This is a genomic window from Streptomyces sp. NPDC054765 (assembly GCF_053612065.1).
The window spans coordinates 22,400-47,477 of record NZ_JBSHBP010000046.1 but is presented as its reverse complement, the minus strand read 5'-3'; the positions used below and the strand labels follow the sequence as shown (position 1 = coordinate 47,477).

21 protein-coding genes and 1 pseudogene are annotated in these 25,078 nt (G+C 71.4%); 17 read left to right on the top strand and 5 right to left on the bottom strand.

What is annotated here, in order from left to right; translation table 11 throughout:
* The first annotated feature begins 8 nt into the window (after positions 1 to 8).
* The 5 genes from shc (at position 9) to ACWGJY_RS26025 (ending at position 7,125) form a co-directional block, all read left to right on the top strand.
* Positions 9 to 2,027, top strand: coding sequence for a squalene--hopene cyclase (gene shc, locus ACWGJY_RS26045; RefSeq protein ID WP_453263260.1), 2,019 nt, complete (start codon positions 9 to 11; stop codon positions 2,025 to 2,027).
* Positions 2,027 to 2,698 carry a phosphorylase family protein gene (locus tag ACWGJY_RS26040; RefSeq protein WP_453263259.1) on the top strand — a complete coding sequence of 224 codons (672 nt, stop codon included), beginning with the start codon at positions 2,027 to 2,029 and terminating at the stop codon, positions 2,696 to 2,698. The genes shc and ACWGJY_RS26040 overlap by 1 nt, the downstream gene beginning before the upstream one ends.
* A 5-nt stretch (positions 2,699 to 2,703) precedes the next feature.
* Entirely contained in the window at positions 2,704 to 3,729 is a 1,026-nt protein-coding gene (hpnH, locus tag ACWGJY_RS26035) for an adenosyl-hopene transferase HpnH (RefSeq protein WP_453263258.1), read from the top strand.
* 136 nt (positions 3,730 to 3,865) lie between these two features.
* A complete protein-coding gene (gene dxs / locus ACWGJY_RS26030; protein WP_453263257.1) occupies positions 3,866 to 5,746 on the top strand; it encodes a 1-deoxy-D-xylulose-5-phosphate synthase in 1,881 nt (626 codons plus the stop codon).
* Positions 5,743 to 7,125 (top strand): aspartate aminotransferase family protein, encoded by a 1,383-nt coding sequence (locus ACWGJY_RS26025; protein WP_453263256.1) that lies wholly within the window; start codon positions 5,743 to 5,745, stop codon positions 7,123 to 7,125. The genes dxs and ACWGJY_RS26025 overlap by 4 nt, the downstream gene beginning before the upstream one ends.
* Before the next feature lie 179 nt (positions 7,126 to 7,304).
* On the opposite strand, the gene ACWGJY_RS26020 is transcribed toward ACWGJY_RS26025, so the two are convergent.
* Complete coding sequence (locus tag ACWGJY_RS26020) at positions 7,305 to 8,114, bottom strand: tyrosine-protein phosphatase (RefSeq protein WP_453263255.1); 810 nt, start codon at positions 8,112 to 8,114, stop codon at positions 7,305 to 7,307.
* A 256-nt stretch (positions 8,115 to 8,370) separates the two neighbouring features.
* On the opposite strand from ACWGJY_RS26020, the gene ACWGJY_RS26015 reads away from it, so the two are divergent.
* Positions 8,371 to 9,171, top strand: a complete 801-nt coding sequence (locus tag ACWGJY_RS26015) for an SGNH/GDSL hydrolase family protein (protein WP_453263254.1) — start codon at positions 8,371 to 8,373, stop codon at positions 9,169 to 9,171.
* A 66-nt stretch (positions 9,172 to 9,237) separates the two neighbouring features.
* Here ACWGJY_RS26015 and ACWGJY_RS26010 read toward each other — a convergent pair whose 3' ends face one another.
* A complete protein-coding gene (locus ACWGJY_RS26010) occupies positions 9,238 to 9,726 on the bottom strand; it encodes an ATP-binding protein (RefSeq protein WP_453263253.1) in 489 nt (162 codons plus the stop codon).
* 150 nt (positions 9,727 to 9,876) lie between these two features.
* Between ACWGJY_RS26010 and ACWGJY_RS26005 the strand changes: the two genes are divergently transcribed.
* From ACWGJY_RS26005 to ACWGJY_RS25995, 3 genes are read left to right on the top strand one after another with little or no spacing between them, the layout of a single operon-like run.
* Positions 9,877 to 10,701, top strand: coding sequence for a helix-turn-helix domain-containing protein (locus ACWGJY_RS26005; RefSeq protein WP_453263278.1), 825 nt, complete (start codon positions 9,877 to 9,879; stop codon positions 10,699 to 10,701).
* Positions 10,702 to 10,704: 3 nt separating this feature from the next.
* Positions 10,705 to 10,983, top strand: a complete 279-nt coding sequence (locus ACWGJY_RS26000) for a DUF397 domain-containing protein (RefSeq protein WP_453263252.1) — start codon at positions 10,705 to 10,707, stop codon at positions 10,981 to 10,983.
* On the top strand, positions 10,980 to 11,873 hold the full coding sequence (locus ACWGJY_RS25995; protein ID WP_453263251.1) for an SAM-dependent methyltransferase: 894 nt from the start codon (positions 10,980 to 10,982) through the stop codon (positions 11,871 to 11,873). The genes ACWGJY_RS26000 and ACWGJY_RS25995 overlap by 4 nt, the downstream gene beginning before the upstream one ends.
* 29 nt (positions 11,874 to 11,902) lie before the next feature.
* Here the strand turns inward: ACWGJY_RS25995 and ACWGJY_RS25990 are convergent, their stop codons facing one another.
* Positions 11,903 to 12,916 (bottom strand): carbohydrate kinase family protein, encoded by a 1,014-nt coding sequence (locus ACWGJY_RS25990; protein ID WP_453263250.1) that lies wholly within the window; start codon positions 12,914 to 12,916, stop codon positions 11,903 to 11,905.
* Positions 12,917 to 13,367: 451 nt separating this feature from the next.
* Here ACWGJY_RS25990 and ACWGJY_RS25985 point away from each other — a divergent pair, with 451 nt between their 5' ends.
* The 8 genes and pseudogenes from ACWGJY_RS25985 to ACWGJY_RS25950 all read left to right on the top strand — a co-directional run bounded on the left by ACWGJY_RS25985 (position 13,368) and on the right by ACWGJY_RS25950 (position 20,044).
* On the top strand, positions 13,368 to 13,955 hold the full coding sequence (locus ACWGJY_RS25985; protein WP_453263249.1) for a hypothetical protein: 588 nt from the start codon (positions 13,368 to 13,370) through the stop codon (positions 13,953 to 13,955).
* Positions 13,956 to 14,079: 124 nt separating this feature from the next.
* Entirely contained in the window at positions 14,080 to 15,255 is a 1,176-nt protein-coding gene (locus ACWGJY_RS25980; protein ID WP_453263248.1) for an MBL fold metallo-hydrolase, read from the top strand.
* Positions 15,256 to 15,452: 197 nt separating this feature from the next.
* Positions 15,453 to 15,561: pseudogene (locus tag ACWGJY_RS25975) on the top strand (AraC family transcriptional regulator); the annotation flags it as partial.
* A gap of 343 nt (positions 15,562 to 15,904) precedes the next feature.
* Positions 15,905 to 18,007 (top strand): sensor histidine kinase, encoded by a 2,103-nt coding sequence (locus ACWGJY_RS25970; protein WP_453263247.1) that lies wholly within the window; start codon positions 15,905 to 15,907, stop codon positions 18,005 to 18,007.
* Complete coding sequence (locus ACWGJY_RS25965; RefSeq protein WP_453263246.1) at positions 17,997 to 18,446, top strand: roadblock/LC7 domain-containing protein; 450 nt, start codon at positions 17,997 to 17,999, stop codon at positions 18,444 to 18,446. The genes ACWGJY_RS25970 and ACWGJY_RS25965 overlap by 11 nt, the downstream gene beginning before the upstream one ends.
* Before the next feature lie 2 nt (positions 18,447 to 18,448).
* The gene (locus tag ACWGJY_RS25960; protein WP_453263245.1) at positions 18,449 to 18,847 is read left to right on the top strand and encodes a DUF742 domain-containing protein; all 399 of its coding nucleotides are present in this window, start codon (positions 18,449 to 18,451) and stop codon (positions 18,845 to 18,847) included.
* Positions 18,825 to 19,445: a GTP-binding protein gene (locus tag ACWGJY_RS25955; RefSeq protein WP_453263244.1), complete on the top strand. Its 621-nt coding sequence runs from the start codon at positions 18,825 to 18,827 to the stop codon at positions 19,443 to 19,445. The genes ACWGJY_RS25960 and ACWGJY_RS25955 overlap by 23 nt, the downstream gene beginning before the upstream one ends.
* Entirely contained in the window at positions 19,442 to 20,044 is a 603-nt protein-coding gene (locus tag ACWGJY_RS25950; protein ID WP_453263243.1) for a GAF domain-containing protein, read from the top strand. The genes ACWGJY_RS25955 and ACWGJY_RS25950 overlap by 4 nt, the downstream gene beginning before the upstream one ends.
* 143 nt (positions 20,045 to 20,187) lie before the next feature.
* On the opposite strand, the gene ACWGJY_RS25945 is transcribed toward ACWGJY_RS25950, so the two are convergent.
* Both ACWGJY_RS25945 and ACWGJY_RS25940 read right to left on the bottom strand, forming a co-directional pair.
* On the bottom strand, positions 20,188 to 21,510 hold the full coding sequence (locus ACWGJY_RS25945) for an acyl-CoA dehydrogenase family protein (protein ID WP_453263242.1): 1,323 nt from the start codon (positions 21,508 to 21,510) through the stop codon (positions 20,188 to 20,190).
* Positions 21,511 to 21,809: 299 nt separating this feature from the next.
* Complete coding sequence (locus ACWGJY_RS25940; RefSeq protein WP_453263241.1) at positions 21,810 to 25,022, bottom strand: amidohydrolase family protein; 3,213 nt, start codon at positions 25,020 to 25,022, stop codon at positions 21,810 to 21,812.
* Positions 25,023 to 25,078: the final 56 nt, after the last annotated feature.

Genomic DNA, 25,078 nt, shown 5'->3' with positions numbered 1-25,078 from the left:
GGGAAACCATGACAGCGACGACCGACGGAAGCACCGGGGCGCTGCCGCCCCGGGCCCCCTCGGCCAGCGAGGCCACCGCTGAGACAACCGAACCAGCCACACCCACCCGGACCGCCGTACGACAGGACACGGCGGAGGCCGCCCGGCGTGCGACCGTCCGGGCCACGGACCGTCTGCTCTCCCTCCAGGATCCCGCCGGATGGTGGAAAGGCGACCTCGAGACCAACGTCACGATGGACGCCGAAGATCTGATGCTCCGTCAATTCCTGGGAATCCAGGACCCGGAGCTCACCGCGGCAGCGGCCCGGCACATCCGCGGCGAGCAGTGCGCGGACGGCACCTGGGCCACCTTTCACGGCGGGCCCGGCGAGCTCTCCGCCACCATCGAGGCCTATGTCGCCCTGCGCCTCGCCGGGGACGCCCCCCACGCCCCGCACATGGCCAAGGCCTCCGCATGGATCCGCGAACGGGGCGGCATCGCCGCGGCCCGGGTCTTCACCCGCATCTGGCTGGCCCTCTTCGGCTGGTGGAAGTGGGACGACCTGCCCGAACTGCCCCCGGAACTCCTCTACTTCCCCAAGTGGTTCCCGCTCAACATCTATGACTTCGGGTGCTGGGCGCGGCAGACCATCGTGCCGCTGACCATCGTCTCGGCCAAGCGTCCGGTGCGCCCGGCGCCGTTCGGCCTCGACGAGCTGCACACCGATCCGCGCCGGCCCAACCCGCCGCGACCGCTCGCCCCCGCCACCACCTGGGACGGTCTCTTCCAGCGCCTCGACAAGGCGCTGCACCTCTACCGCAAGGTCGCCCTGGGCAAGCTGCGCGGCGCCTCGATGCGCTCCGCCGCCCGCTGGATCATCGAGCGGCAGGAGAACGACGGCTGCTGGGGCGGCATCCAGCCCCCCGCTGTCTACTCCGTCATCGCCCTGCACCTCCTCGGCTACGACCTCGACCACCCCGTGCTCCGCACCGGCCTGGCCTCCCTGGACCGGTTCGCCGTATGGCGCGAGGACGGGGCCCGGATGATCGAGGCCTGCCAGTCCCCGGTCTGGGACACCTGCCTGGCCACCATCGCGCTCGCCGACGCCGGACTGCCCGCCGGCCACCCGCAGTTGGTCAAAGCCGTCGACTGGATGCTCGACGAGCAGATCGACCGGCCCGGCGACTGGAGCGTGAAGCGCCCCCAACTCCCCTCCGGAGGCTGGGCGTTCGAGTTCGAGAACGACAACTACCCGGACATCGACGACACCGCCGAGGTGGTGCTCGCGCTGCGCCGGGTCAAGCACCCCGATCCACAGCGGGTCGAGGCCGCGGTGGGCCGCGCGGTGCGCTGGAACTTCGGCATGCAGTCCAGGAACGGCGGCTGGGGAGCCTTCGACGTCGACAACACCAGCCCGTTCCCCAATCGTCTGCCGTTCTGCGACTTCGGGGAGGTCATCGACCCGCCGTCGGCCGATGTCACTGCCCATGTCGTCGAGATGCTCGCCGACGTCGGCCGTACCCACGACCCGCGCACCCGCCGGGGCATCGCCTGGCTGCTGGCCGAACAGGAGCCCAGCGGTGCCTGGTTCGGCCGCTGGGGCACGAACTACCTCTACGGTACGGGCTCGGTGCTCCCGGCGCTCGCCGCGGCCGGCATCCCCGCCTCGCACCCCGCGGTGCGCCGGGCGGTGCTCTGGCTGGAGCGGGTGCAGAACGACGACGGCGGCTGGGGCGAGGACCAGCGCTCCTACCAGGACAAGGAGCGGTGGGCGGGGCGCGGCGCCTCGACCGCCTCACAGACCGCCTGGGCACTGATGGCGCTGCTCGCGGCCGGTGAACGGGACAGCGAGGCGGTACGGCGCGGAGTGCGCTGGCTGACCGCGACCCAGCGCGAGGACGGGTCCTGGGACGAGCCGTATTTCACCGGCACGGGCTTCCCCTGGGACTTCTCCATCAACTATCACCTCTACCGCGAGGTCTTCCCGCTGACGGCACTGGGCCGCTACCTCAACGGGGGACCGGCCTGCGCGCCGGTGGGGTCCTGATGCCGGGCCGGCCGCCCTCCACGGACGCGGTCCCACCCCTGCTGGTCGCCTGTGCGCTCGGCATCGAGCGGTTCGCGCTGCGCGGGGGCGGCCGCGGGGGAGCGGCGGGCGGAACCGGCCCGCAGCTCGTCACGCTCCGCACGGGGATGGGCCCCCAGGCGGCCGAACGCGCCCTCACCCAAGCCCTGAGTGCAGGATCGGTCACCGAACGTTCCCCCGTCGTCGCCAGTGGCTTCTGCGCCGGCCTCGCCCCGGGGATGCGCCCCGGGGACGTGGTCGTCGCCGAGGCCACCCGCGGTCATCACGCGGACGCACCGGAGACGCTCTGCCACGACAACGGCCCGCTGCTACGGGCCCTGCGGCAGCGCGGCCTGACCGTGCACAGCGGTCTGCTGCGCGGCTCCGACCACGTCGTACGCGGCGCGGAGCGGGCCGGGCTGCATGCCGCCGGCGCGATCGCGGTGGACATGGAATCCGCCGCGACACTCCGTGCCGCCCGGCGCGCCGGAAGCCGTCCGGTTGCGGCCGTCCGGGTGGTCGTGGACGCTCCAGAACATGAACTCGTACGCATCGGCACCGTCCGCGGTGGAATATCAGCCTTCCGAGTGCTGCGCTCCGTACTTCCTGTTTTCTCTGAATGGCACCGTTCTTTGCTGCTCCCCTGGAGGTGAGCCAGATGGCTATGCCGCTCCGTCAGTCCATCCGGGTCGGGACCTATCTTTTTGAACAGAAGATGATCCGTCGGCGGGCGAAGTTCCCGCTCATCGTCGAGCTGGAACCGCTCTTCGCGTGCAATCTGAAATGCGAAGGCTGTGGGAAGATCCAGCATCCGGCGGGCGTGCTCAAACAGCGCATGCCGGTGGCGCAGGCGGTCGGCGCGGTGTTGGAGTCCGGTGCGCCGATGGTCTCCATTGCCGGTGGCGAGCCCTTGATGCACCCGCAGATCGACGAGATCGTGCGGCAGTTGGTGGCGAAGCGGAAGTATGTATTCCTGTGCACCAACGCGATGTTGCTGCGTAAGAAGATGGAGAAGTTCACGCCCTCGCCGTATTTCGCGTTCGCGGTGCACATCGACGGAATGCGGGAGCGGCACGACGAATCCGTCGCGAAGGAGGGCGTGTTCGACGAGGCGGTGGCGGCGATCAAGGAAGCCAAGCGGCGCGGCTTCCGGGTCACCACCAACTCCACCTTCTTCAACACCGACACCCCGCAGACCATCATCGAGGTCCTCAACTTCCTCAATGACGAGCTGCAGGTCGACGAAATGATGCTGTCGCCCGCCTACGCCTACGAGAAGGCCCCCGACCAGGAGCACTTCCTCGGCGTCGAGCAGACCCGGGAGCTGTTCAAGAAGGCCTTCGCCGGCGGCAACCGGCGCCGCTGGCGGCTCAATCACAGCCCGCTCTTCCTGGACTTCCTGGAGGGCAAGGCGGACTTCCCGTGCACGGCCTGGGCGATCCCCAACTACTCGCTCTTCGGCTGGCAGCGCCCCTGCTACCTCATGAGCGACGGCTACGTCCCGACGTACCGGGAGCTCATCGAGGAGACCGACTGGGACAAGTACGGCCGCGGCAAGGACCCGCGCTGCGCCAACTGCATGGCGCACTGCGGCTACGAGCCGACCGCCGTCCTCGCCACCATGGGGTCGCTCAAGGAGTCGCTCCGGGCGGCCAGGGAGACCGTCGCCGGAAACCACGGGTGACCGTTGACCAGTGGTGAGCCCGCGGCATCACGGCTCACCGGCGTCCCGGTCCGGCCTGTGCCCCTGCGCCGTACGCCGCGCGTGGGGCCGGGCCGGGCCGGTCTTTGTCAGCTGAACCCGTAGAGGGGGACCGAACATGACGATGCTGGAGAACATCCGGGAGCCACGCGACCTCAAGGCGCTCCCCGGGGAGTGTCTGGCCGAACTCGCCGAGGAGATCCGGCACTTCCTCGTGCAGGCCGTCGCCCGCACCGGCGGCCACCTGGGGCCCAACCTGGGGGTGGTCGAGCTGACCATCGCCCTGCACCGGGTCTTCGACTCGCCCGCCGACCGCATCCTGTGGGACACCGGCCACCAGTCCTATGTGCACAAGATCCTGACCGGACGTCAGGATTTCTCCAAGCTGCGGGCCAAGGGCGGACTGTCCGGCTATCCGTCGCGGGCCGAGTCCCCGCACGACGTCATCGAGAACAGCCACGCCTCGACGGTGCTGGGTTGGGCCGACGGCCTGGCCAAGGCGAACCGGCTGCGCGGCAGGGACGACCATGTGGTGGCCGTCATCGGCGACGGCGCGCTGACCGGCGGGATGGCCTGGGAGGCGCTCAACAACATCGCCGCGGCCAAGGACCGCCCCCTGATCATCGTCGTCAACGACAACGAACGCTCCTACGCCCCCACCATCGGCGGCCTCGCCGACCACCTCGCCACCCTGCGCACCACCGACGGCTATGAGAAATTCCTGGCCTGGGGCAAGGACGTGCTCCAGCGCACCCCGGTCGTCGGACAGCCGCTCTACGACTCGCTGCACGGTGCCAAGAAGGGCTTCAAGGACGCCTTCGCGCCCCAGGGCATGTTCGAGGACCTGGGACTGAAGTATCTCGGACCGGTCGACGGCCATGACATCGCGGCGGTCGAATCCGCGCTGCGCCGCGCGGCGGGCTTCCACGGATCGGTGCTGGTGCACTGCCTCACCGAGAAGGGCCGCGGCTGCCGGCCCGCCCTGGAGGACGAGGCGGACCATTTCCACAGCGTCGGCGTGATGGACCCGCTGACCTGCGCACCCGTCACCCCGTCCGGCGCACCGTCCTGGACGTCCGTGTTCGGCGACGAGATGGTCCGCATCGGTGCCGAACGCGAGGACGTCGTCGCCGTCACCGCGGCGATGCTGCGGCCGGTCGGGCTCGGGAAGTTCGCCGAGGCGTACCCCGACCGGGTGTGGGACGTGGGCATCGCCGAGCAGCATGCGGCGGTGTCGGCGGCGGGGCTGGCCACCGGCGGTCTGCATCCGGTCGTCGCGGTCTATGCCACCTTCCTCAACCGCGCCTTCGACCAGGTGCTGATGGATGTGGCGCTGCACCGGTGCGGGGTCACCTTCGTGCTGGACCGGGCCGGCGTCACCGGTACCGACGGTGCCTCGCACAACGGCATGTGGGACCTGTCGGTGCTCGGTGTCGTACCGGGCCTGCGGATCGCCGCGCCGCGCGACGCCGACCAGCTCCGCGCCCAGCTGCGCGAAGCGCTGGACGTGGCCGACGCACCGACCGTGGTCCGCTTCCCCAAGGCACCGGTGGACGACCCGATCCCGGCCGTGGACCGGACCGGCGGCATCGATGTCCTCCACCGGGCGCCGCATCCGGACGTCCTGCTGGTCGCGGTCGGTGTGATGGCTCCGGTCTGTCTGCGGGTCGCCGAACTGCTCGCGGCGCGCGGCGTCGATGCGACCGTCGTCGACCCGCGGTGGGTCAAGCCGGTCGACGAAGCCCTCCCCGGGCTCGCGGCGGAGCACGCCATGGTGGCCGTCGTCGAGGACAACTGCTCTACCGGAGGCGTGGGCTGGGCGGTCGGCCAGGCTCTGCGGGACGCCGGGGTGGACGTGCCGCTGCGCACCTTCGGCATCCCCGAGCAGTTTCTGCCGCACGCCAGGCGTGGTGAGCTGCTGGCCGATCTCGGCCTCACCCCGGCCGAGATCGCCGGCCGGATCAGCGCCGCGCTGGCCCGGAAGGAGAGCCACTCGTGACCGGATTCGATCTGACCGAACTGCTCGCCGAGCGCGGAGGCGAGCGCTACGAGCTGCACGCCCGCCACCTCAACCACCAACTCCCGCGCATGCTGCACACCATCGGCTTCGACAAGGTCTACGAGCGGGCCCAGGGTGCCTACTTCTGGGACACCGACGGCCAGGACTACCTGGACATGCTCGCGGGATTCGGGGTGATGGGCCTCGGCCGGCACCACCCCGTCGTCCGCAAGGCACTGCACGACGTCCTGGACGCCGAACTCCCCGACCTCACCCGCTTCGACTGCCAGCCGCTGCCCGGCCTGCTCGCCGAGAAACTGCTGAGCTACGCGCCCCACCTCGACCGGGCCTTCTTCGGCAACAGCGGCACCGAGGCCGTCGAGACCGCCCTGAAGTTCGCCCGCTACGCCACCGGCCGACCGCGCATCCTCTACTGCACCCATGCCTTCCACGGCCTGACCACCGGCTCGCTCTCCGTCAACGGCGAGGACGGCTTCCGGGACGGCTTCGCCCCGCTGCTGCCGGACACCGCCGTCGAGATGGGCGATCTGGACGCGCTGGAGCGGGAGCTGAAGCGCGGTGACGTGGCGGGGTTCGTCATCGAGCCGATCCAGGGCAAGGGCGTTCACCCGTCCCCGCCCGGTTTCCTGCGGGCCGCGCAGGAGCTGCTGCACCGGCACAAGGCCCTGCTGATCGCCGACGAGGTGCAGACCGGCCTCGGCCGTACCGGCGACTTCTTCGCCTATCAGCACGAGGACGGTGTCGAGCCGGATCTCGTGTGTGTGGCGAAGGCGCTGTCCGGCGGCTATGTCCCGGTCGGGGCGACCCTCGGCAAGGACTGGATCTTCAAGAAGGTCTACTCGTCCATGGACCGGGTGCTGGTGCACTCCGCCAGCTTCGGCGCCAATGCCCAGGCGATGGCAGCCGGTCTGGCGGTGCTCTCGGTGCTGGAGGACGAGCAGCTCGTCGCGGGCGCCCGGCACACCGGCGAGCTGCTGCGCTCCCGGCTTGCCGCGCTGGTCGACACATACGAGCTGCTGCACGATGTACGGGGCCGCGGCCTGATGATCGGCATCGAGTTCGGCCGGCCCAGGTCCCTCGGTCTGCGCAGCCGCTGGACGATGCTGCAGACGGCCCGCAAGGGGCTGTTCGCGCAGATGGTCGTGGTGCCGCTGCTGCAGCGGCACCGCATCTTGACCCAGGTCTCCGGCGACCACCTCGAAGTCATCAAGCTGATTCCGCCGCTGATCATCGGCGAGCGGGAAGTGGACCGCTTCGTCGAGGCGTTCACGGCCGTCATGGACGACGCGCACGGGGGCGGCGGTCTGATGTGGGACTTCGGGCGGACGCTGGTCAAGCAGGCGGTCGCCAACCGCTGAGCGGACCGGGGGAGGCGCTGCCCGGCGCCGCAACGGCACGGGCCGTCAGCGACCTGACGGCCCGCCGGGCGCGCGGGACGGCGGGGGAGCGGACGTCGGGGGAGCGGGGCACCGTCCCGGCCGCGGCCGGAGCGCGGCCGCGGGGTGGGACACGGTGCGGTGCGCGGGCAGTGCTGTGGTCAGTCCGTCAGCAGCTGGGTGCGCAGCCGCTCACGGGTGGCGGGCGACAGCTTCAGGCCTTCGGTGAGGTACTTCTCCGTCGAACCCCAGGTCTGCACGATCGCGTCGTAGGCGGCCGCGAGATAGTCGGTGTGCGCCCCGAACAGTGGCGAGAGCAGCTCCATGACCTCCTGCGACATCCCGACCGCGGAGTTGTCGGAACGACGGATCTTGTAGCGGCGATGGGGATCGTTGGACTTGAGGTAGTCCGCCTCGATGGCGTCCCGCTCCACCCCGACCGCGAGCAGCGTCACGGCGACGGACAGGCCCGCGCGGTCCTTGCCGGCCGCACAGTGCATCAGCGCGGGGACGCTGTCCTCGGCGAGCGCATGCAGCACCCTGCTGTGGTCCTCGGTGCGGGTGATGATGATGTGGCGGTAGGTGGCGGCCATCCGCGCTGCGGCCTTGCCGTCGCCGAGCGCGGAACGCAATTGGTCCAGCTCGCCGTCGCGCACCATCGTCCAGAATTCCGCGCCGTCGGCCGGGTCGGTGAGCGGGATATTCACGTGGCGCACGCCGGGGAGCGTGACATCGGGGCCTTCCAGCTTGATGTCCGAGGCATTGCGGAAATCGAAGATGGTGTGCAGGCCGAGGCCGGCCAGAAATGCGGCGTCCGCCTCGGTCGCGTGGGCGAGGTGCCCGCTGCGGAACAGCCTGCCCTCCCGTACGCGACGCCCGTCCACGGTCGGCAGACCGCCCACATCGCGGAAGTTGCGGACCTCCGTGAGCTCGGGCTGGGCCTGTGGGACCTGCGGCGTCTGCTGCGTCACGGGCGCGCTCCTCGGGTTCGTCCGCCGGCGCCGCTCGTCGGCGAGGCGGGGCACCTCCGACGATACGACATTGATGCAATAGGCAATCAGGTCGCAACGGCCGCGCCTCGATGCGCAGCGAAGCGCCGGGGGGAGCGGGGCATGATCGATCTTTATTCCAACTTGAGGAGAATTTGACCTGGTGGCATTAATCACCCCTCGTCAACCCCTGGTTACGGTGGCGTAGGTCACTTCTCCGGGTGAATTATGTCCTGACGTGGCAGACGATTCGAAATACCTCAGCAACGGCGCCCACGGCGCCATCGGGTCGTACGCAGCCGTCGGGGACAGCTTCACAGAGGGGGTCGGGGATCCCGGCCCTGACGGGGCGTACATCGGTTGGGCGGACCGGCTGGCGGTCCTTCTCTCGGACCAGCAGGCCGAGGGGGACTTCCGCTATGCGAACCTCGCGGTCAGGGGGCGGCTCCTGGACCAGATCGTCGAGGAGCAGGTGCCCCGGGCGAAGGAGCTCGCCCCCGCCCTGGTGACGTTCTGCGCGGGGGGCAACGACATTCTGCGGCCGGGCTCGGACCCGGACGCGGTCGCCGAGCGGTACGAGGCGGCGGTCGCCGATCTGCGGCAGGAGGTCGGTATGGTCCTGCTGTGCACCGGCTTCGATACCCGCGGCATCCCCGTTCTCAAGCATCTGCGCGGCAAGATCGCCACGTACACGGCGCATGTCCGGGCCATCGCGGACCGGCACGACTGCCCGGTCCTGGACCTGTGGTCGCTGAAGTCGGTGCAGGACCGGCGGGCATGGAGCGATGACCGGCTGCATCTGTCCGCCGACGGGCACACGCGGGTGGCGCTGCGCGCGGGGCAGGTCCTCGGGCTGCGGGTGCCGGCCGACCCGGACCAGCCGTGGCCCCCGGAGACGGAGCGCTCGGCCGCCGAGGCGCGGCGGGACCACATCCACTGGGCGCGGGAGCACCTCGTGCCCTGGATCGGGCGCCGGCTGCGGGGCGAGTCGTCCGGTGACCATGTCGAGCCCAAGCGGCCCGATCTGCTGCCGCTGTAGGGCGACCGGGTCCCGTAGGGGTGCGGCATGACGGAGGCCCCGATTCCGCCGATGCGGAGCGGGGCCTCAGTGTGCCTGTGAGGAGTACGGCAGGTCCGCCCAGACGACCCGGCCCCGGCCGCTGTCGGCGGGGCGCGACCCCCAGCTCTCGGACAGGGCGCCGACGAGGAACAGTCCTCGTCCGCACTCCTTGTCCACGCTGCCGGGCTGGACATGCGGCGCCGAGTCCTCCGGGCCGCCCTGGTCGGTGATCTCTATGCGGATGTGCGCCCCGAAGAGCGAGAGTTCGCAGCCGATCTTCTCGCTGTCGGTGTGCCGTACCGCATTGGTGAACAGCTCGGAGACCACCAACTCCACATCGTCGCGGACTTGTTGATCCGCGCCCCACTCGTGCAGCAGCGCACTGACGCGTCTGCGTGCCTCGGGCACGGACGTGCGCTGCGCGGGCAAGTGGAACGCGTCCTGCGGGCACTGGGCGACGAAGCCGCCACAGCGCCCTAACGAGGGAGCGTTGTTGGAGGAAGCCACGTCGTAACTATGTGCGATGTCGGTCACCGATGGCAAGGATCACTCTGCAATTTGCAGAATCGTAAGTGCAGTCTGTTGGTGATGCTGACGGCATGACACACTGCAATCACTGATGTCAGTTGGAGGCGATCGGACGTGGCGGACCCACGGTCGGCAGGTGCACCGACCGTCCTGCGGATGGTGCTCGGCAAGCGACTGCAGGACCTGCGCGAGAAGGCGGGACTCTCCTTCGAAAGGGCTGCCGCGGCCCTCGATGTGACCCACGCCACGATACGACGCATGGAGAAGGCCGAGGTCGGCCTCAAACTCCCCTACGTCGAGAAGCTGTTGGCGACCTACGGCGTCACCGATGACGACGAGATCGAGGGTTTCCTCTCCCTTGCGCGCGAGGCCAACAAGCCCGGCTGGTGGCACCGCTTCCGGGACGTACTCCCCGAGTGGTTCAGCGCATTCGTCAGCCTGGAGAGCGAAGCCAACCTCATCCGTGCCTACCAACCCCACTACATCCCCGGGCTGTTGCAGACCGAGGACTACGCCGCCGCCGTCGTGCGGGCCGGTATGCCGCACGCCTCCGCGCCGGATATCGACCGGATCGTGGCGCTGCGCATGGAGCGGCAGTCCCTGCTGACCCGTGACAACGCCCCCATGCTGTGGGCGGTCATGGACGAGACCGTGCTGCGGCGGCCGATCGGCGGGACATCGGTGATGCGCGACCAGGTCACCCGGCTGATGGAGGCCACCGCGCTGCCGAACGTCCGGCTGCAGATCATGCCCTTCGCCGCGGGCCCGCACCCGGCCATGTACGGCCCCTTCCACATTTTCCGCTTCCCGATCCCGGAACTCCCGGACATCGCCTACGCGGAAAGCCTCGTCGGAGCCGTGTACTTCGACGAGCGCAACGACGTCTCGCAGTTCCTGGAAGCCCTGGACCGGATGTGTGCGCAGGCCGCGCCGGCACACACCACCGAGGCCATTCTGGGTGGCTTTCGCAAGGAGATCTGAACCATGGATCGCATACGCATCTACAACGGCATGCCCGCCAACGAACTGGGCAATGAGGGCTGGCACAAGCCGTGGAGCGGAGGAAACGGCGGCGAGTGCGTCGAGGCGATGCGGCTGGGCGACGGCCGGATCGCGCTGCGTCAGTCGACCGACCCGGACGGCCCCGCGCTGATCTACACCCACCGCGAAATGGTGAGTTTCATCGAGGGCGCAAAGGCCGGCCACGCCGACTTTCTGCTCTCCACGGCCCCGTGCCGGCGCACCGAACGGAGGACGGCATGAGCGAGCAGGAGATACCCGTGGCGGCAGCCGACGAGGTCCCGGACATCGGACCGTACATCCAGGGCCCGGAGCACTCGGGTTTCTCGGCCGAGGAGATCGACACCAGCCGGCCGCATCCGGCCCGGATGTACGACTACTACCTCGGCGGCTGGGACAATTACGAGGTCGACCGGGTGGCCGCGGAGCGTGTCATCGAGGTCCACCCCGAGGTGCGGATCGGCGCCCGCACCAACCGGGCCTTCATGCGGCGGGCGGTGCGCGCACTGGCCGCCGGCGGCATCCGCCAGATCATCGACATCGGCACCGGCATCCCCACCTCGCGCAACACCCATGAGGTGGCCCGGGAGACCGCTCCCGACACCCGCGTCGTGTACGTCGACAACGACCCGATCGTCGCCACCCACGCCGGGGCCCGGCTGACCAACACCGAAGGCACCGCCTTCGTGCTCGGTGACGTCCGTGACCCCAAGGCGCTGCTGGACCACCCGGCCGTCCGGGAACTGATCGACTTCGGCCGGCCGGTGGGGCTGCTGCTGGTGGCCGTACTGCACTTCATCCGCGATGACGAGGACCCCGCCGGACTCGTCGCCGCCCTCGCCGATGCGCTCCCCGCAGGCAGCCACCTCGTCCTGTCCCATGCGACCGCTGGGTCCTACGAGGAGGGCCGCCTGGACGAGCGGGTGCGAGACGGCGTCGTGAACGTCTACAAGAGCGCCACCGCCACCCTCAGTCTGCGGTCGCAGGCCGAGATCGAGCCGCTCTTCGGCCCGTTCACCCTGCTGGATCCGGGCGTCGTCCGGGTGCCGCTGTGGCGGCCGGACGGCGCGGTGCCCGGCGAGCAGGATGCCCACAACACAGCGCTCTACGGCGGGGTGGGCCGCAAGGACTGACCGGCCGGGCCCGTGGGCCCGGCCGGAGGTTACGCACCCGCGCGCGACACCCGGGCGTCCGGCGGCCCCGGAAGCCGTTGTCCGGCACCGGCCGGCGCGGCGGTGGTGGCCGGCGCCGTCGCGGTGCGGGCCGACCGCAGGTCCGCCGGCCCGGCGAGGCGGGTGTGCGTGCCCGGCGAAGTACACGCAAAGGCACCCGCGACGGCGCCCAGGCGCGCGCACTCGTCGAGGCTCCGGCCCGCCAGCCGCCCGTAGAGGAAGCCGCAGGTGAAGGCGTCGCCCGCGCCGTTGCTGTCCACGACGGGGCCGGGCGGGACCGCGGCCGGCACCAGGCGTGGGGTGCGGTCGTCCCGGGTGAGGAGGTAGGCCCCGCCCGCGCCCGCCGTCGCGATCACGGCCTCGGCGCGCCCCTCGTGCAGGATCTCCCGCATGACGGACCCGATCCGTTCCCCCGCCCCGGCCGTACTGAGGAACACCAGGTCCGAGCGGAGCGCGAATTCCCGGTGATGGTCCGTCAGCCCGTCCCAGTCGTGCAGATCCGTGGACACGGGGAGACCCAGCGCCTCGATGTCGTCGTAGAGGAAACGGGCGAAGTGCATGATCGACAGATGGACGTGCCGGGTGCGGCGCAGCGGAGGGAGGTAATGATCGGGCGGCATCCGCAGATCGAGCGGGTCCCGCCCGTCGTAGAACGACATCCGACGGCCGTCGGAGGCCACGAGGTTGACCGCACGCCGGGTGCCATGCGGCGAGATCAGCGGCCGGAAATCGACGCCGGTGCCGGCCAGCCGCTCACGGACCAGCGTGCCCGGATGGTCGTCGCCGAGGAAATCCACGAATCCGGTGGTGAGCCCGAGTGCCGCACAGCCGAGCGCGACACCGGTGCCGGTGTGCCCCGCCCCTTCGTGAACGGGCGGTACCGCATAGGAGTCGGCGAGAGGTACGGGCAGTGCGCCGACCGACACGACGGTGTCCACGCCCGACCCGCCGACGACGAGCACGTCATAGGCGTCATACGGCTCGGAAACCTGCTGGAATGTCACGAGCGTCCCTGAATCCCTTGCTGGTGAGACGAATCCCCTGCTGGTGAGACCGTTTGCGGACGAGGTGCGTCCGCTGCCGGGAGTCTAGACGCAGGCTCGGCTCCTCACGGGATGTCAGTGACTGTGGTGACACGAGGGAGGAAAGGACGCGCAAGAAGCGCCGACGATCAGTGGCCGGTGGTGCACGGGCGCTCACACGCGACGGCCGGGACCTGCGGCATTGCCCCCGAATCGGGTGACGGAAAGGGCCGTTGACACGGAGGGCGAGGGCGAGGGCGCTGAAGCCTGCGGCCGTCAGTGATCAGGCTCCGTGGACGACGACCGGGCACCGGCACGGTCGTACGAATCCTGACACGGCGCGCGGGTCCGGGGCCGGGTCCGGGTCCGGTGACGGGACGGGGGCGAGCGGGCCGGCGGCGGCAGGGCGGGCCGGCGGGGGAGCGAGGCGGACATGGCAGAGCACCCCAATGGCGGGCGCACCGCGCCCGCCGACGGCGGCGGTCCGCGCCCCGGGATCACCGCTCGGGCACAGCGGGCGGTGCCCCGCGCGGCGGAGTCCGCCTGCCTCGCCGCGGTCGGCTCGGACCGCCCGTACGCGAGCCCCGAGGACGCGAAGGCGGGCCTCGGGGAGCGGCTGAGCACGTGGTACACCGACCGGCTGTTCGCCCGAGCCGCCATCGACCGTGTGGTCGGCGCGGCCTTCCGGGACGTCTTCTGCCTCACCGCGCCGCCCACCCCTCTCGTCGCCCCGCGGATCTTTCTGCGTATGCGGTCCTTCTGCCCCACCGGCTGGGCCTGCCCCGCCCGCCCGCGGTCGTCGAAGGGGTGTGAGCCCGCCCGGGAACCGGCTGCGGCCGCTCGCCCGCAGGCCGGTCCCCGCCCGGCGCCCGGCCGCCCGCCCCGGCAGCCCGCCCGCGGGGCCGCTCCGATGGACGCGTCCGGGTTGCCGGGCGGGGAAGCGCCCGCCGCAGCCTCCGGGAAAGGTCACACCGCTCCCCGGAATGCCACGGCCGGTCGCGCCGTTTGTGTCTGCGGGTGATGGTGTGGAGAGTCCGGGTGTCGTGGTGCGGAAACCGTACGGCGGCGCCGTGTGGCGCGGCGTACCGGAACCCGCCGCTCGCGCGGCCCGTTCACTTCGCGACTGCCCCGACCATGGAGGTGCCGTGACCGGTTCCAGACCCCGTCGCACTCGACTTTCCGCGCTGCGCCCCGCGGCCTTCGGCGCTGTGCCCACGGGGGAGCGGCTGGCCAGGATGCGCAGGTCGCCGCAGTTCGTGGACGGCCAGTTCCGTAACCCGGTGGAGACCCGACAACTGCTCCACGGCTCGGCGCTGCCGATGATGCGGACCCAGCTGAGCCGGGAGGGACGGCTGCGCCGGGCACCGGTCGGCCGGATTCCGGTGTACCGCCCGACCGCCGCGGACGGGGCGGAGCCGCCCGCTTCCGGCCTGCGGCTCACCTGGATGGGTCATTCGAGTGTGCTGGCCGAGATGGACGGCCGGCGGGTGCTCTTCGACCCGGTCTGGGGCGAGCGCTGTTCGCCGGTCAGCTGGGCCGGGCCCAAGCGGATGCACCCGGTGCCGATCGCGCTGGAGGAGCTGGAGCCGGTCGATGTCGTGGTGATCTCTCACGACCACTACGACCACCTCGACATGCCCACGATCCAGGGCCTGACCGGCACCGGCGCGGCCTTCGTCGTACCGCTCGGGGTCGGTGCCGACCTGGAGTTCTGGGGCGTGCCCGCGGAGCGGATCACCGAGCTCGACTGGCACGAATCCACCCGCGTCGGCGGGCTGACCCTCACGGCCACCCCCGCGCAGCACTTCTGCGGCCGCGGTCTGCGCGGACCGCAGCACACCCTGTGGGCCTCCTGGGTGGTCACGGGACCCGAGCACCGGATCTTCCACAGCGGCGACACCGGCTACTTCTCCGGCTTCGCGGAGATCGGCGCGGCGCACGGCCCGTTCGATGCGACGATGATCCAGATCGGCGCTTACAGCGACTTCTGGCCGGACATCCACATGGACCCGGAACAGGGCGTCCGGTCCCACCTCGACCTCCAGGGCGGGGAGTCCCACGGCGTGCTGGTGCCGATCCACTGGGGCACGTTCAACCTCGCGCCGCACCCGTGGGCCGAGCCTGCCGAGTGGACGCTGACCGCCGCCCGCAACGCCGGGGTGAGCAGCGCCCACCCCCGGCCGGGCGAGCCGTTCGAGCCCGCCGCACCGCCGGCCGTCTACCCGTGGTGGCGGGCGATCGCCGTGCCCCCCGTCCACGGCTGGCCCGCCTGGCCGCCGGCGGTTTCCGCCTCCGACGTGGACCTCGTCGCGGACCGCTGACACCTGGATCAGGTCGGCGGTGCCCATGAGTTCCACGAGCGGGCCGCTCACACGGCCGATGCCGCGGTCCTGGCGGGAGGTGGCCCCGGGGCCCGCCGATGCCGGGGCGGAGGGCCATTCGCTCCGGCGGTGGCGGGCGCCGTCATGGTGCCATGCCGCGATCACGACGTACGGACAGGCGCAGCTGTGGAGGGGCGCATTCGGGTGAACGCATCGGCGCGCAGGTCGGTTTTCGACTCACCCACCGCCTTCCGCGACCGCTTCGCACGCACCACCGGCGTCAGCCCCCGGACCTGCCGCCGCACCGTTCGCCGAGCGCCCCGGCATATCGCCGCACCGGCGTCCGCCGGGGCAGTGAGCCGTGGTGGTGCGCCGTTGTCCGTGCCGGGCGCGTACAGCGGGGCGAACGGGCGCCCGGCGTACGTCATGCCTGCGAGCGCCGTGCACGAGCCGTCGAAAGAGGCACCCCGGTCGGTTTCAACTCCCTTCAGTGGTACGGGAGTTCGGATTGTCTCGTACTGATGTGCGCGCGACGCCCACTCAAGGAGGTGGCGAGGGGTAGCGAAACCTCGAAGTGGGTCCGAACCCCACCCGTGCAACAACTAGCGTGCGTGCTCCGCGAACTGCCAACGGCCGATCCGGAGGGCACATGCCTACCGCATTCCCCCAGGGGACCCAGACCTCTCAGGAGGCTCAGAGATCCCCGGGGCCCCAGGGTTCCCCGGGATTCGCCCCCGTACCTGCCTCCGCCCGGCGGCGGGAGCGTGAGGGCGGACGACACGGCCGGGCCTCGTTCCCCGAGTCGGCCGCCGACTCGGCGATACGGTCCCGTCTGGTCAGGCTCACCGCCATCCCCTGCCTCCTCGTCGCCGTCATCTGCACGGCCGTCGCCGCCTTCGTGGTCCAGGCAGGCGGTGCCCGGCTCACCGGCCGCGAGTGGGTGGTGCTGTGCGGCGGGCTCGCGCTGATCTGCGTCATCGTGCTCACCGCGGGCGCCGCCGCCGGCGCCGAGGCCCGCGCCGTCGTTGCCCGCTACGCCCGGCTGCGCCAGGTCTGCGCCCGCAGCCAGTCCGATCTGTACGACCTGCTCGACCGCGTACGGCAGGGCGAGTGGATCCAGCGCCGCGAGCCCGAACAGGCCATGGTGCCCACGGGGGACACCCTCGATCTGCTCGCCCACGAGGTGGCCGCCGCCGGCCGGGCCGCCGAGTCCGCCGTCATCGATGCGGTCGCCATCGCTCGCAGCAACGCCAGCGGCAGTGAGCAGAAGGTCGAGGTCTTCGTGAACCTCGCCCGCCGACTGCAGTCCCTGGTGCACCGCGAGATCGAGCTGCTGGACGAGCTGGAGAACCAGGTCGAGGACCCGGACCTGCTCAAGGGCCTCTTCCACGTCGACCACCTGGCCACCCGGATCCGCCGGCACGCCGAGAACCTCGCCGTCCTCGGCGGCGCCGTCTCGCGCCGCCAGTGGAGCCGCCCGGTGTCCATGACGGAGGTGCTGCGCTCCTCGATCGCCGAGGTCGAGCAGTACCCGAGGATCAAACTGGTGCCGCCGATCGAGGGCACCCTGCGCGGCCACGCCGTCGCCGACGTCATCCACCTGCTCGCCGAACTCGTCGAGAACGCCTCGATCTACTCGGCCCCGCAGACCCCGGTCCTGCTGCGTGCCCAGCTCGTCACCGCCGGTCTCGCGGTCGAGGTCGAGGACCGCGGCCTGGGCATGTCGGCGGACGAGCAGTCGCGGATGAACGCCCTGCTGGCCGACCCCGAACACATCGATGTCGCCGAGCTGTTGAGCGACGGTCGGATCGGGCTGTTCGTGGTCTCCTCGCTCGCCCGGCGGCACGGCATCGTGGTCCGGCTGCAGAGCAACATCTACGGCGGCGTACAGGCCGTGCTGATCGTGCCCCAGGAGCTGCTCGGCGCGAATTCGGCCGCCGCGGAACCGGGCGGGGCGGATGCCCCGCACACCGGATCGCCGGACACCGACCCGGTGCGTGAGCACGACGGGGGATACCGCGGCGGCTTCGTCGACGACACCGACAGCCGCCCGGCGCACCACGGCCACCTTGAGCGTCACGACCGCCATACCCCCGGCCCGGCGGCGCCCGGCCCCGGCCACCGGACCGTGGCCATCCCCAGCCCCGGCCCCGCCCCCGATCATGTGCTCGACATGGCGTCGCACGGCTACGGTGACCGTACGGTCCCGATCCCGGCTCAGGCTCCGCCCCCCGCCCTCGCGAACACCGAACCCGGCGCCGGCCGTCGCCGGCTGGTCCGCGCCTCGGGCGCCCACACTCCTGAAGTCCGGATGGCCGACGCGCAGTTGCCCGAGTCGCACACCCCCGACCTCGCCCCCGACCTCACCCCCGCCGATCGCCCCGCCGACCCCGGCCCGGTCGTCCTGCCGCCCGCACCGCCGGCCGTGGACAACGGCGCCCGCCCGCGACTGCCCCGGCGGCTCAAGCAGACACATCTCGTCCCCGAGCTGCGCGGCGAGCCGATCCTGCCCTCCGCGGCACGGCGTACGGGCCCGGAGCCCGAGCACGACCCCGGCCTGATGGCCGCCTTCCGGCGTGGCTTCAGCCTCGCCGACGACACCTACGCCGGTGACACCGCCGGCGGCAACGGCACCACCTTGGCCCAGGGCCGCGACACCAGCAGCCCGGCCGGCCACGACCTGCTCTACGACCGTGACCACGATGCCACGATGGCCCGCCCCCGAGGAGACGACCGCAACCATGGTGAGTGATGTGCGTGCGCAGGCGCATTCGCAGCTGCAGTCAGGCCAGCACACCGATCTGTCCTGGCTGCTGACCGGGCTCGTACAGCGGGTGCCGCATGCCCGGAGCGCGCTGCTGCTGTCCTCGGACGGCCTGGTCAAGGCCGCCCACGGCTTCGACCCGGACAGCGCCGACCATATGGCCGCCCTCTCCTCCGGCCTCTACTCCCTCGCCCGCAGTGCCGGTGTGCGCTTCGGGGAGGGCGATGACGTCCTGCAGGTCGTCGTCGAGCTGGAGTCCGCCTTCCTGTTCGTGTCCACCGCAGGGTCGGGCGCGTGCCTGGCCGTGCTCGCCGCCCGCGAAGCCGATGTGGCGGTGCTGGGATACGAGATGTCGATGCTGGTCAAGAGCGTGCGGCCCTATCTGTCCACCCCCGCACGCCAGCAGGCGCCCGCGGGCGGTCGTTGACCATGACCGTGCGTCGTCGACGGGGGCAGAACGGGGAAGCGTGGTACGACGACGCGGCGGGCCGGCTGGTCCGCCCGTACGCCGTCAGCAACGGCCGGACCCGTCCGACGGCGCACTTCGACCTGCTGACGATGGTGATGGCCACCGGCCGGCGGCCCGTCTCCTGCCAGGGCCCCGACTACGCCCAGGTGCTGGGGCTGTGCTGCGGGCCGGTCTCCGTCGCCGAGATCGCCGCCCACATACGGCTGCCCGCCGTGGTCACCAAAGTGCTCCTCGCCGACCTCGTCGACTGCGGGGCGCTCACCGCGCGGGCCCCCGCAGCCGTTTCGGCAGGGCCCGCGTCCCGTACCGACCGAGCCCTGCTGGAGGCGGTGCTGAATGGACTTCGCAAACGACTGTGACCCCCACACCCCGGGGGATTCCTCGACCGACCTCTTCCCCACCGCGCTCAAAATCCTGGTCGCGGGGGGCTTCGGGGTCGGCAAGACCACCTTTGTCGGAGCGGTGAGCGAGATCGAGCCGCTCAGTACGGAAGAGCTCCTCACCCAGATCAGCGTCGGTACGGACGACCTGGCGGGCATCGAGGACAAGGACACCACCACCGTCGCCATGGACTTCGGCCGGATCACGCTCAGCCCCGCGCACGTCCTCTATCTCTTCGGGACGCCGGGGCAGCAGCGCTTCTGGTTCATGTGGGACGAGCTGTCCAACGGCGCGCTCGGCGCGGTCATCCTCGCCGACACCCGGCGCCTGGACCAGTGCTTCGCCGCCGTCGACTTCTTCGAGCGGCGCGGTATCCAGTTCATCGTCGCCGTCAATGAGTTCGACGGTTCCTACCGCTACGACCCGGACGAGGTCCGTACCGCCATGGACCTCTCCCCGGACATCCCCGTCGTGGTCTGCGACGCCCGCCAGTGCAGCTCGGCCACCCGCGTCCTGGTGGCGCTCGTCCAGCATCTGCTCACCCCTGCCCTCGCCGCGACCCCGGAGCTGCCATGAACCACCCCGTCTCCCGCGCCCCGTACCCCTCCTACGACCCGACGCGTCATCTGCTGCTCACCCCGCAGGACGACGAGGCCCCGGCGCGCGTCGCCCGGTTGCGCGCCCTCGGTATCGGTGAGTCCCCGCTGCCCGCGTTCGACGAGTTCGCGCGCAAACTCGCCCGGACCACCCGGGCCCCGTACTCGATGGTCAACTTCCTGGACGAGCGTCGGCAGTACTTCGCCGGTCTCTACACGCCCGCCCAGGACCGGGCCGTCGAGCTGGGACCGGCGCCCGCCAGCGCCCAGCCGGGCCGGGTGATGGACCGCGACCACGGCTACTGCCCGCATGTCATCGTCCGCCGCAAGGCCCTGGTGCTGGAGGACGTGTGCGACTATCCGCGGTTCGCCGGCAACCCCGTCGTCGACGAGATCGGTATCCGCTCCTACCTCGGTGCGCCGCTGATCGACCGTACCGGAACGGCGCTGGGCACCGTCTGCGTCGTGGACCTCGAACCGCGCCCCTGGGGGCGGGAGGGGCTGGAGACGATCAAGGCGATGGCCGCCGAACTCGTCGAGCAGATCCATCTCATGGAGAAGCAGCAGAGCGACGCCTGAGGCGGCTTCCCCGAGGCGGCCTCACGGTGCGGAACCCGGCCCCGGTGCCCGGCGCGGACGGCCCTTGTGCCGGACGCCGGCCCGGGGCCGCGGCATCGGCTCCGGGCCGGTGACCGCGGCCCCGTGACGGGGCCTGCCGCTCCTCACGGCCGGGTGCACCATGAACGCCGGCTCACCGGTCCGGTGCGCTGGCCCGGCACCGTGGCCGTGGTGTCACCGTTCCGCCTGGCGTCCGCCGGGGCGTCTGCCGGGGCGTCGCCCTCTTCCGGCCACTCCGAGGGCTCCCGCCGCAGCAGATCCGCGAGCCGGCTCGACCACTCGCCCCGCGCCCGCCCCAGGGCGAGTTCGCCCAGGCGGAGCAGCTGGATGTCGGAGGTGCCGGCCGGCGCGAAGATGTGGTGGGCGTCCCGCAGGAAGCGCTCCACCGGCCGGTCGGTGAACAGCCCGCACCCGGCATGGATGTCCATGGCATCGCGCGCCGACTCCAGCGCCGATTCCACATTGACCAGCTTGGCGTTCATCAGCTCCGCATCGCATGGCAGCCCCTGGTCCAGCAGATGCACCGCGTGATACGCGGACAGCCGGGCCAGCAGCAGCCGTGACTGGATGCGTCCGAGCTTGAGCTTGATGTTGCCCAGGTCCGCCAGCGGCTTGCCGTAGCGCTGCCGCTCGGCGCAGAACGCCGTGGTCTCGTCCAGCACCGCCTGATGGATGCCCAGCGACACGGCGGTCAGGTTGGGCCGTCCGTACAGCACGCTGGAGGAGTACGCGACCGACAGTCCGTCGCCCTCCCGGCCCAGCAAATTCGCCGCCGGGATGCGGCAGTCGTCGAAGAACAGCTCACCGAAGCTGAAGCCGTGCAGCCCCATTGCGGGCTGCTGCGGGGCGACCCGGACGCCGGGTCTGTCGGACTCGACGAGAAAGGCCGACAGGCCCTTGGAACCCTCGCCGGTGCGGACCACCACACCGTGCAGATCGCCGACATGGCTGTTGCCGACGTAGATCTTCCGGCCGTTGAGGACGTAGTCGTCGCCGTCGCGGACCGCGGTGGAGGTCATGCCCAGCACATGGCCGCCGGACTCCGGTTCGGTGACCGCGATGGTCGGCAGGCAGTCGCCGGAGGCTATGGCCGGCAGCCAGGTCTTCTTCTGCTCCTCGTTGCCGAAGTGGACGATCTTCGCGACGCCCAGCTGCGAGGCCTGCACCATGGCGCCCATCGCGGCGCTCACCCGTGAGAGCTCCTCGATGATCAGGGTCTTGGCGACATGGCCGGCGCCCATCCCGCCGTATGCGCGGTGCACCGTCGCGCCTATCCATCCCTGCCGGGCGATCAGACGCGACAGGTCACGGCAAACGGAACGGTTCGCCTCCATTTCCGCCACCCGGGGGCGGACCTCCTTCTCGGCGAACTCCCGCACCTGGTGCCTGAGCGCCTCATGCCGCTGGTCCGTGAAGTAGCGATGCAAGACGAGCCCCTCTTTCGCGATCTCCCCCGTGCTGGTCGCCTCTCGCCTCGGGGCGGCACTGGCAGTGCCGCACCCAGCGAACGTTCCGGAAAGTGATCTTTCGCTTACCCCGTGCAATACCCGTTGGCATACCTACTGCGGGGCGCATAAAACATCAACTGGGTGCATTTAAGCGAAGAGTTGAAGCGCGAAGCGGATGCGCACCACCCCCGGTTCGGGGATGCCTGTGGCGCGGCTCCGGAGGCCCGAAAGCCGCGCCACCCCACGCCTCCCACCCCGCCGCGGCGGGGTGTTGTGCGTCAGTGCGAGAGGTCGCAGCAGGACTCACGACGCTGCTGCCGGCCCACCTCCAGCCAGTCGGTGCCGGCCGCCCGCAGCGACTGGGTGGCCGGTGCCGGGAAGGAGCCGGTCAGCTCCCGCTGCTCGAAGAGCCGGCCGCCGCGCAGCACCGCCGAGGTCCGCACCAGCGAGTCGAAGTCCTGGAACGGATCGCCGTCCACCAGCGTCATATCGCCGAGCTTGCCGACCTCCAGCGTCCCCAGGTCACGTTCCGCACCGAACACCCGGGCGGGCAGTGCCGTCGCGGTGCGCAGTGTCCGGCTCACACCGAGACCGCCGCGGTGCAGCGCCCGCAGGCTCAGATGCAAGCCCAGCCCCACCGGCACCAGCGGCTGGTCCGTCCCCAGCGCGACCAGTCCGCCGCCGTCCAGCACCCGCCGGTAGACGCCGACCTCGGTCTCGATGTCGGCCAGCTGCGCCGGGGTGGGGCGATGCCCGGCGTTCTCCCGTACGACCGCGGTGTCCCACGGCGGCATCAGCCGGGCCACCCGCACATCGTCGGCCAGCGCCGGATCGTCACCCAGCAGCGCGGCCGCCGAGAACGGAGTGGCCAGAAGATGGAAGCCGGTGCTCGTGTAGACCTCCTCGACGTCCTGGTAGGCGTGCCCGGAACTGGTGACCGCGTGTCCGAACTCCAGCCGCTGGGTGGCCTGCAGATGGGTCGTCAGGTCCTGGCCCAGCTGGACTCCCGGGGTCAGCAGATGGCTCCCGGCGCGGACGTTGAGCCGCTCGTGTGCAAAGCGTGCGGCCTCTGCCATCACCCAGCCCGGCGCCCGTACATAGGTTTTGACGAAGTCCCAGTCCAGGGCCGCGCCGCGCTCCAGCGAGCGGCGCAGTCCCGCGCGGGTGCGGTGGGCCCGCCCCATGCTGTACGCGACCCGGCCGCCGTCCAGCAGCTCTCCGCAGGTCAGCAGGCGCGGCCCGGCGAGCACACCGGCCGCCACGGCCTCCCGGATACGGGCCTGTTCGTAGGAGAAGCCACCACAGGAGACCGCGGTGGTGATGCCGTACGCCAGCTGCAGCGCGGTCTGCCGCCCGCCGTAGGTCGTCTGCCAGGGGTGGGTGTGCGCGTCCCACAGGCCGGGCAGCACGGTCTGCGCGGAGGCGTCCACCCGCCGGGCCGCGCCCGCGCGGGCGGCGCGATGCGGTTCCACGGCGGTGATCCGCCCGTCCCGCACCACCACATCGACATCGTCCCGCACCTCGTCGCCGGTGCCGTCCCAGAACCGGCCCGCGTGGACGACGGTGTCCCGGGCGCGTGAGGGGCGCCGGTCGAGGGGCAGCGGGACGGTCCGTGCCGCGCCGCCGGACAGCTTGATCAGCCGTAGTTTCCCGGCCGAGAGGTACAGCAGTGTGCCGGAGTCCCCGGACCAGGACGGGTGGTCGGCGCTCTCGTCGGTCAGCCGCCGCGGCGCACCGTCCGGCGTGCCGTCGGGCCGCACCGGCAGCACCCACAGTGCGGACTCGACGATCACCGCCAGCCAGTGCCCGTCCGGCGACCACACGGGCCCGGAGTCGTAGCGGTCGGCGATCGAGACATGCTCGGCGACCGGGTGGAGCCGGTCCTTTCCGGTCTGGATGTCGACGATCCGGATGACGTTGTAGCCCTCGCGGAAACGGCGGTTGAGGCGATTGCGGTCGCAGTACGCCAGGTAGCGTCCGTCCGGTGACCAGCTCGGGCGGCCGGGCAGCCCGCCGGCGCCCATCGGGGCGGCCAGCACCTTCTCCGTGCCGTCGGCCAGCGTCCGTACAATGAGATTTCCGGACATGTCCAGTGCGGCCAGCCGTCCGCCGTCCGGTGACAGTGCGGGCTGCACCCGGCCGCCGGTGGCCAGCACCGTTTCCCGGCCGGTGGCGATGTCCCGGCGGCGCACCGCGAACAGCCCGTCCCGGTCGTCCGCATAGAGCAGTGCGCGCCCGTCGCGGGACCAGCTCGGCGCCAGGACGTAGCGGGTGGCCTCGGCCCGGACGATCCTGCGCGGGGCACCGCCACCCGAAGTGGACGCGATCCAGAGAGAGTTGAGCGCGGCAAAGGCGACCTTGCGGCCGTCGGGCGAGAGCGCGGGCAGATGGACCCCGCGCACCGGACCGGCCGTCGTCCGCTCGAAGCCGTAGTCCTTGACGCGATAGCCGGGCCGGTCCAGCGGCAGCCGCGCGGTGAACGGGATGGTCTCGGCCCGCTGCGGGGCATCGGCCCGGACGATCCGGAACTGCCCGCCGACCGTGAGCAGCAACTCCTCCCGCGAGACCCAGCGCGGCGGCACCGGCTCCACATCGCCGTCGACCGCGACCGGGGCACCGTCCACCACCAGCGCGCAGGTGGGTCCCGGATAGTCCGTGGTCCGCAGATAGGCGAGCCGCCCCGTGGGGGACAGCGCCGGCACCATCACCTGCGCGGCCGCCGTCTCGGTGTGCTCGGTGCGCACCGGGCCCGGTCCGTCGGCCGGCACGGAGGCGACCGTACGGGAGACCAGCGCCGCGCCCGCCACCTGCCCCCGTACGAACACGATCCGCGAGCCGTCCGGCGACCAGCAGGGGTCGAAGTCCTCCCAGGCGGCGTCCTGATGCGGGCCGTCCTGGCCGGGCAGCCCGGTTACCCGGGTCAGCCGCTCGGTCTTCACCTCCAGTACCCAGATCCGGTACGGGCTGCCGGTCACCGCGTCCCCGCCCCGTTCCGAGGCGAAGGCAATCCGGGTGCCGTCGGGGGACCAGGCGGGGCCGCGGTCGTCCCACGGGCCGTCGGTCAGCTGCTGGAGACCGGAGCCGTCGGCGGCGAGCGTCCAGAGGTGGAAGTTGCCGCCGCGGTAGGCGCAGACGGCGATCCGGCGGCCGTCGGGGGAGTGCACCGGACGGGTGGGTTCCAGGTCCGGCGGGGTCAGTGCCACCGCATCGCCGCCGGCCCGCGGCAGCGACCACAGGACGTTCTGGATCTCGGCGACCAGCCGGTCACCGGCCGGGGAGAGCGAGGCCGCGCCATTGGTGGCGGCCGTGAAGGACAGGGTGGCGCCGCTCGCTCCGGCATCCTGCGCTAATGCGGCGGGAGCGGTGACACCGGCCAGCCCCGCAGCGGCGGCGGCGGAGGCTGTGCCCTGCAGAAATCTGCGGCGGGACAGCGGCGAGGGGCGGAGGGAAGAGCTCTCGAAGCGGTTCTCGGAACGGTCCGTGGTGTCCAACGGTCCTCCTGGGAAAGGGGGTTGCGGCACAGCGCCGATAAAGAACCGATCGATCG

Bases quoted from the DNA above. Each gene is read 5' to 3' on its own strand.
- ACWGJY_RS25950 (WP_453263243.1), top strand. From the start codon at position 19,442: ATGAACCACCCCGTCTCCCGCGCCCCGTACCCCTCCTACGACCCGACG.
- dxs (WP_453263257.1), top strand. From the start codon at position 3,866: ATGACGATGCTGGAGAACATCCGGGAGCCACGCGACCTCAAGGCGCTC.
- ACWGJY_RS25970 (WP_453263247.1), top strand. From the start codon at position 15,905: ATGCCTACCGCATTCCCCCAGGGGACCCAGACCTCTCAGGAGGCTCAG.
- ACWGJY_RS25955 (WP_453263244.1), top strand. From the start codon at position 18,825: ATGGACTTCGCAAACGACTGTGACCCCCACACCCCGGGGGATTCCTCG.
- hpnH (WP_453263258.1), top strand. From the start codon at position 2,704: ATGGCTATGCCGCTCCGTCAGTCCATCCGGGTCGGGACCTATCTTTTT.
- ACWGJY_RS25995 (WP_453263251.1), top strand. From the start codon at position 10,980: ATGAGCGAGCAGGAGATACCCGTGGCGGCAGCCGACGAGGTCCCGGAC.
- ACWGJY_RS26000 (WP_453263252.1), top strand. From the start codon at position 10,705: ATGGATCGCATACGCATCTACAACGGCATGCCCGCCAACGAACTGGGC.
- ACWGJY_RS25985 (WP_453263249.1), top strand. From the start codon at position 13,368: ATGGCAGAGCACCCCAATGGCGGGCGCACCGCGCCCGCCGACGGCGGC.
- ACWGJY_RS26040 (WP_453263259.1), top strand. From the start codon at position 2,027: ATGCCGGGCCGGCCGCCCTCCACGGACGCGGTCCCACCCCTGCTGGTC.
- shc (WP_453263260.1), top strand. From the start codon at position 9: ATGACAGCGACGACCGACGGAAGCACCGGGGCGCTGCCGCCCCGGGCC.
- ACWGJY_RS26005 (WP_453263278.1), top strand. From the start codon at position 9,877: ATGGTGCTCGGCAAGCGACTGCAGGACCTGCGCGAGAAGGCGGGACTC.
- ACWGJY_RS25960 (WP_453263245.1), top strand. From the start codon at position 18,449: ATGACCGTGCGTCGTCGACGGGGGCAGAACGGGGAAGCGTGGTACGAC.
- ACWGJY_RS25965 (WP_453263246.1), top strand. From the start codon at position 17,997: ATGGTGAGTGATGTGCGTGCGCAGGCGCATTCGCAGCTGCAGTCAGGC.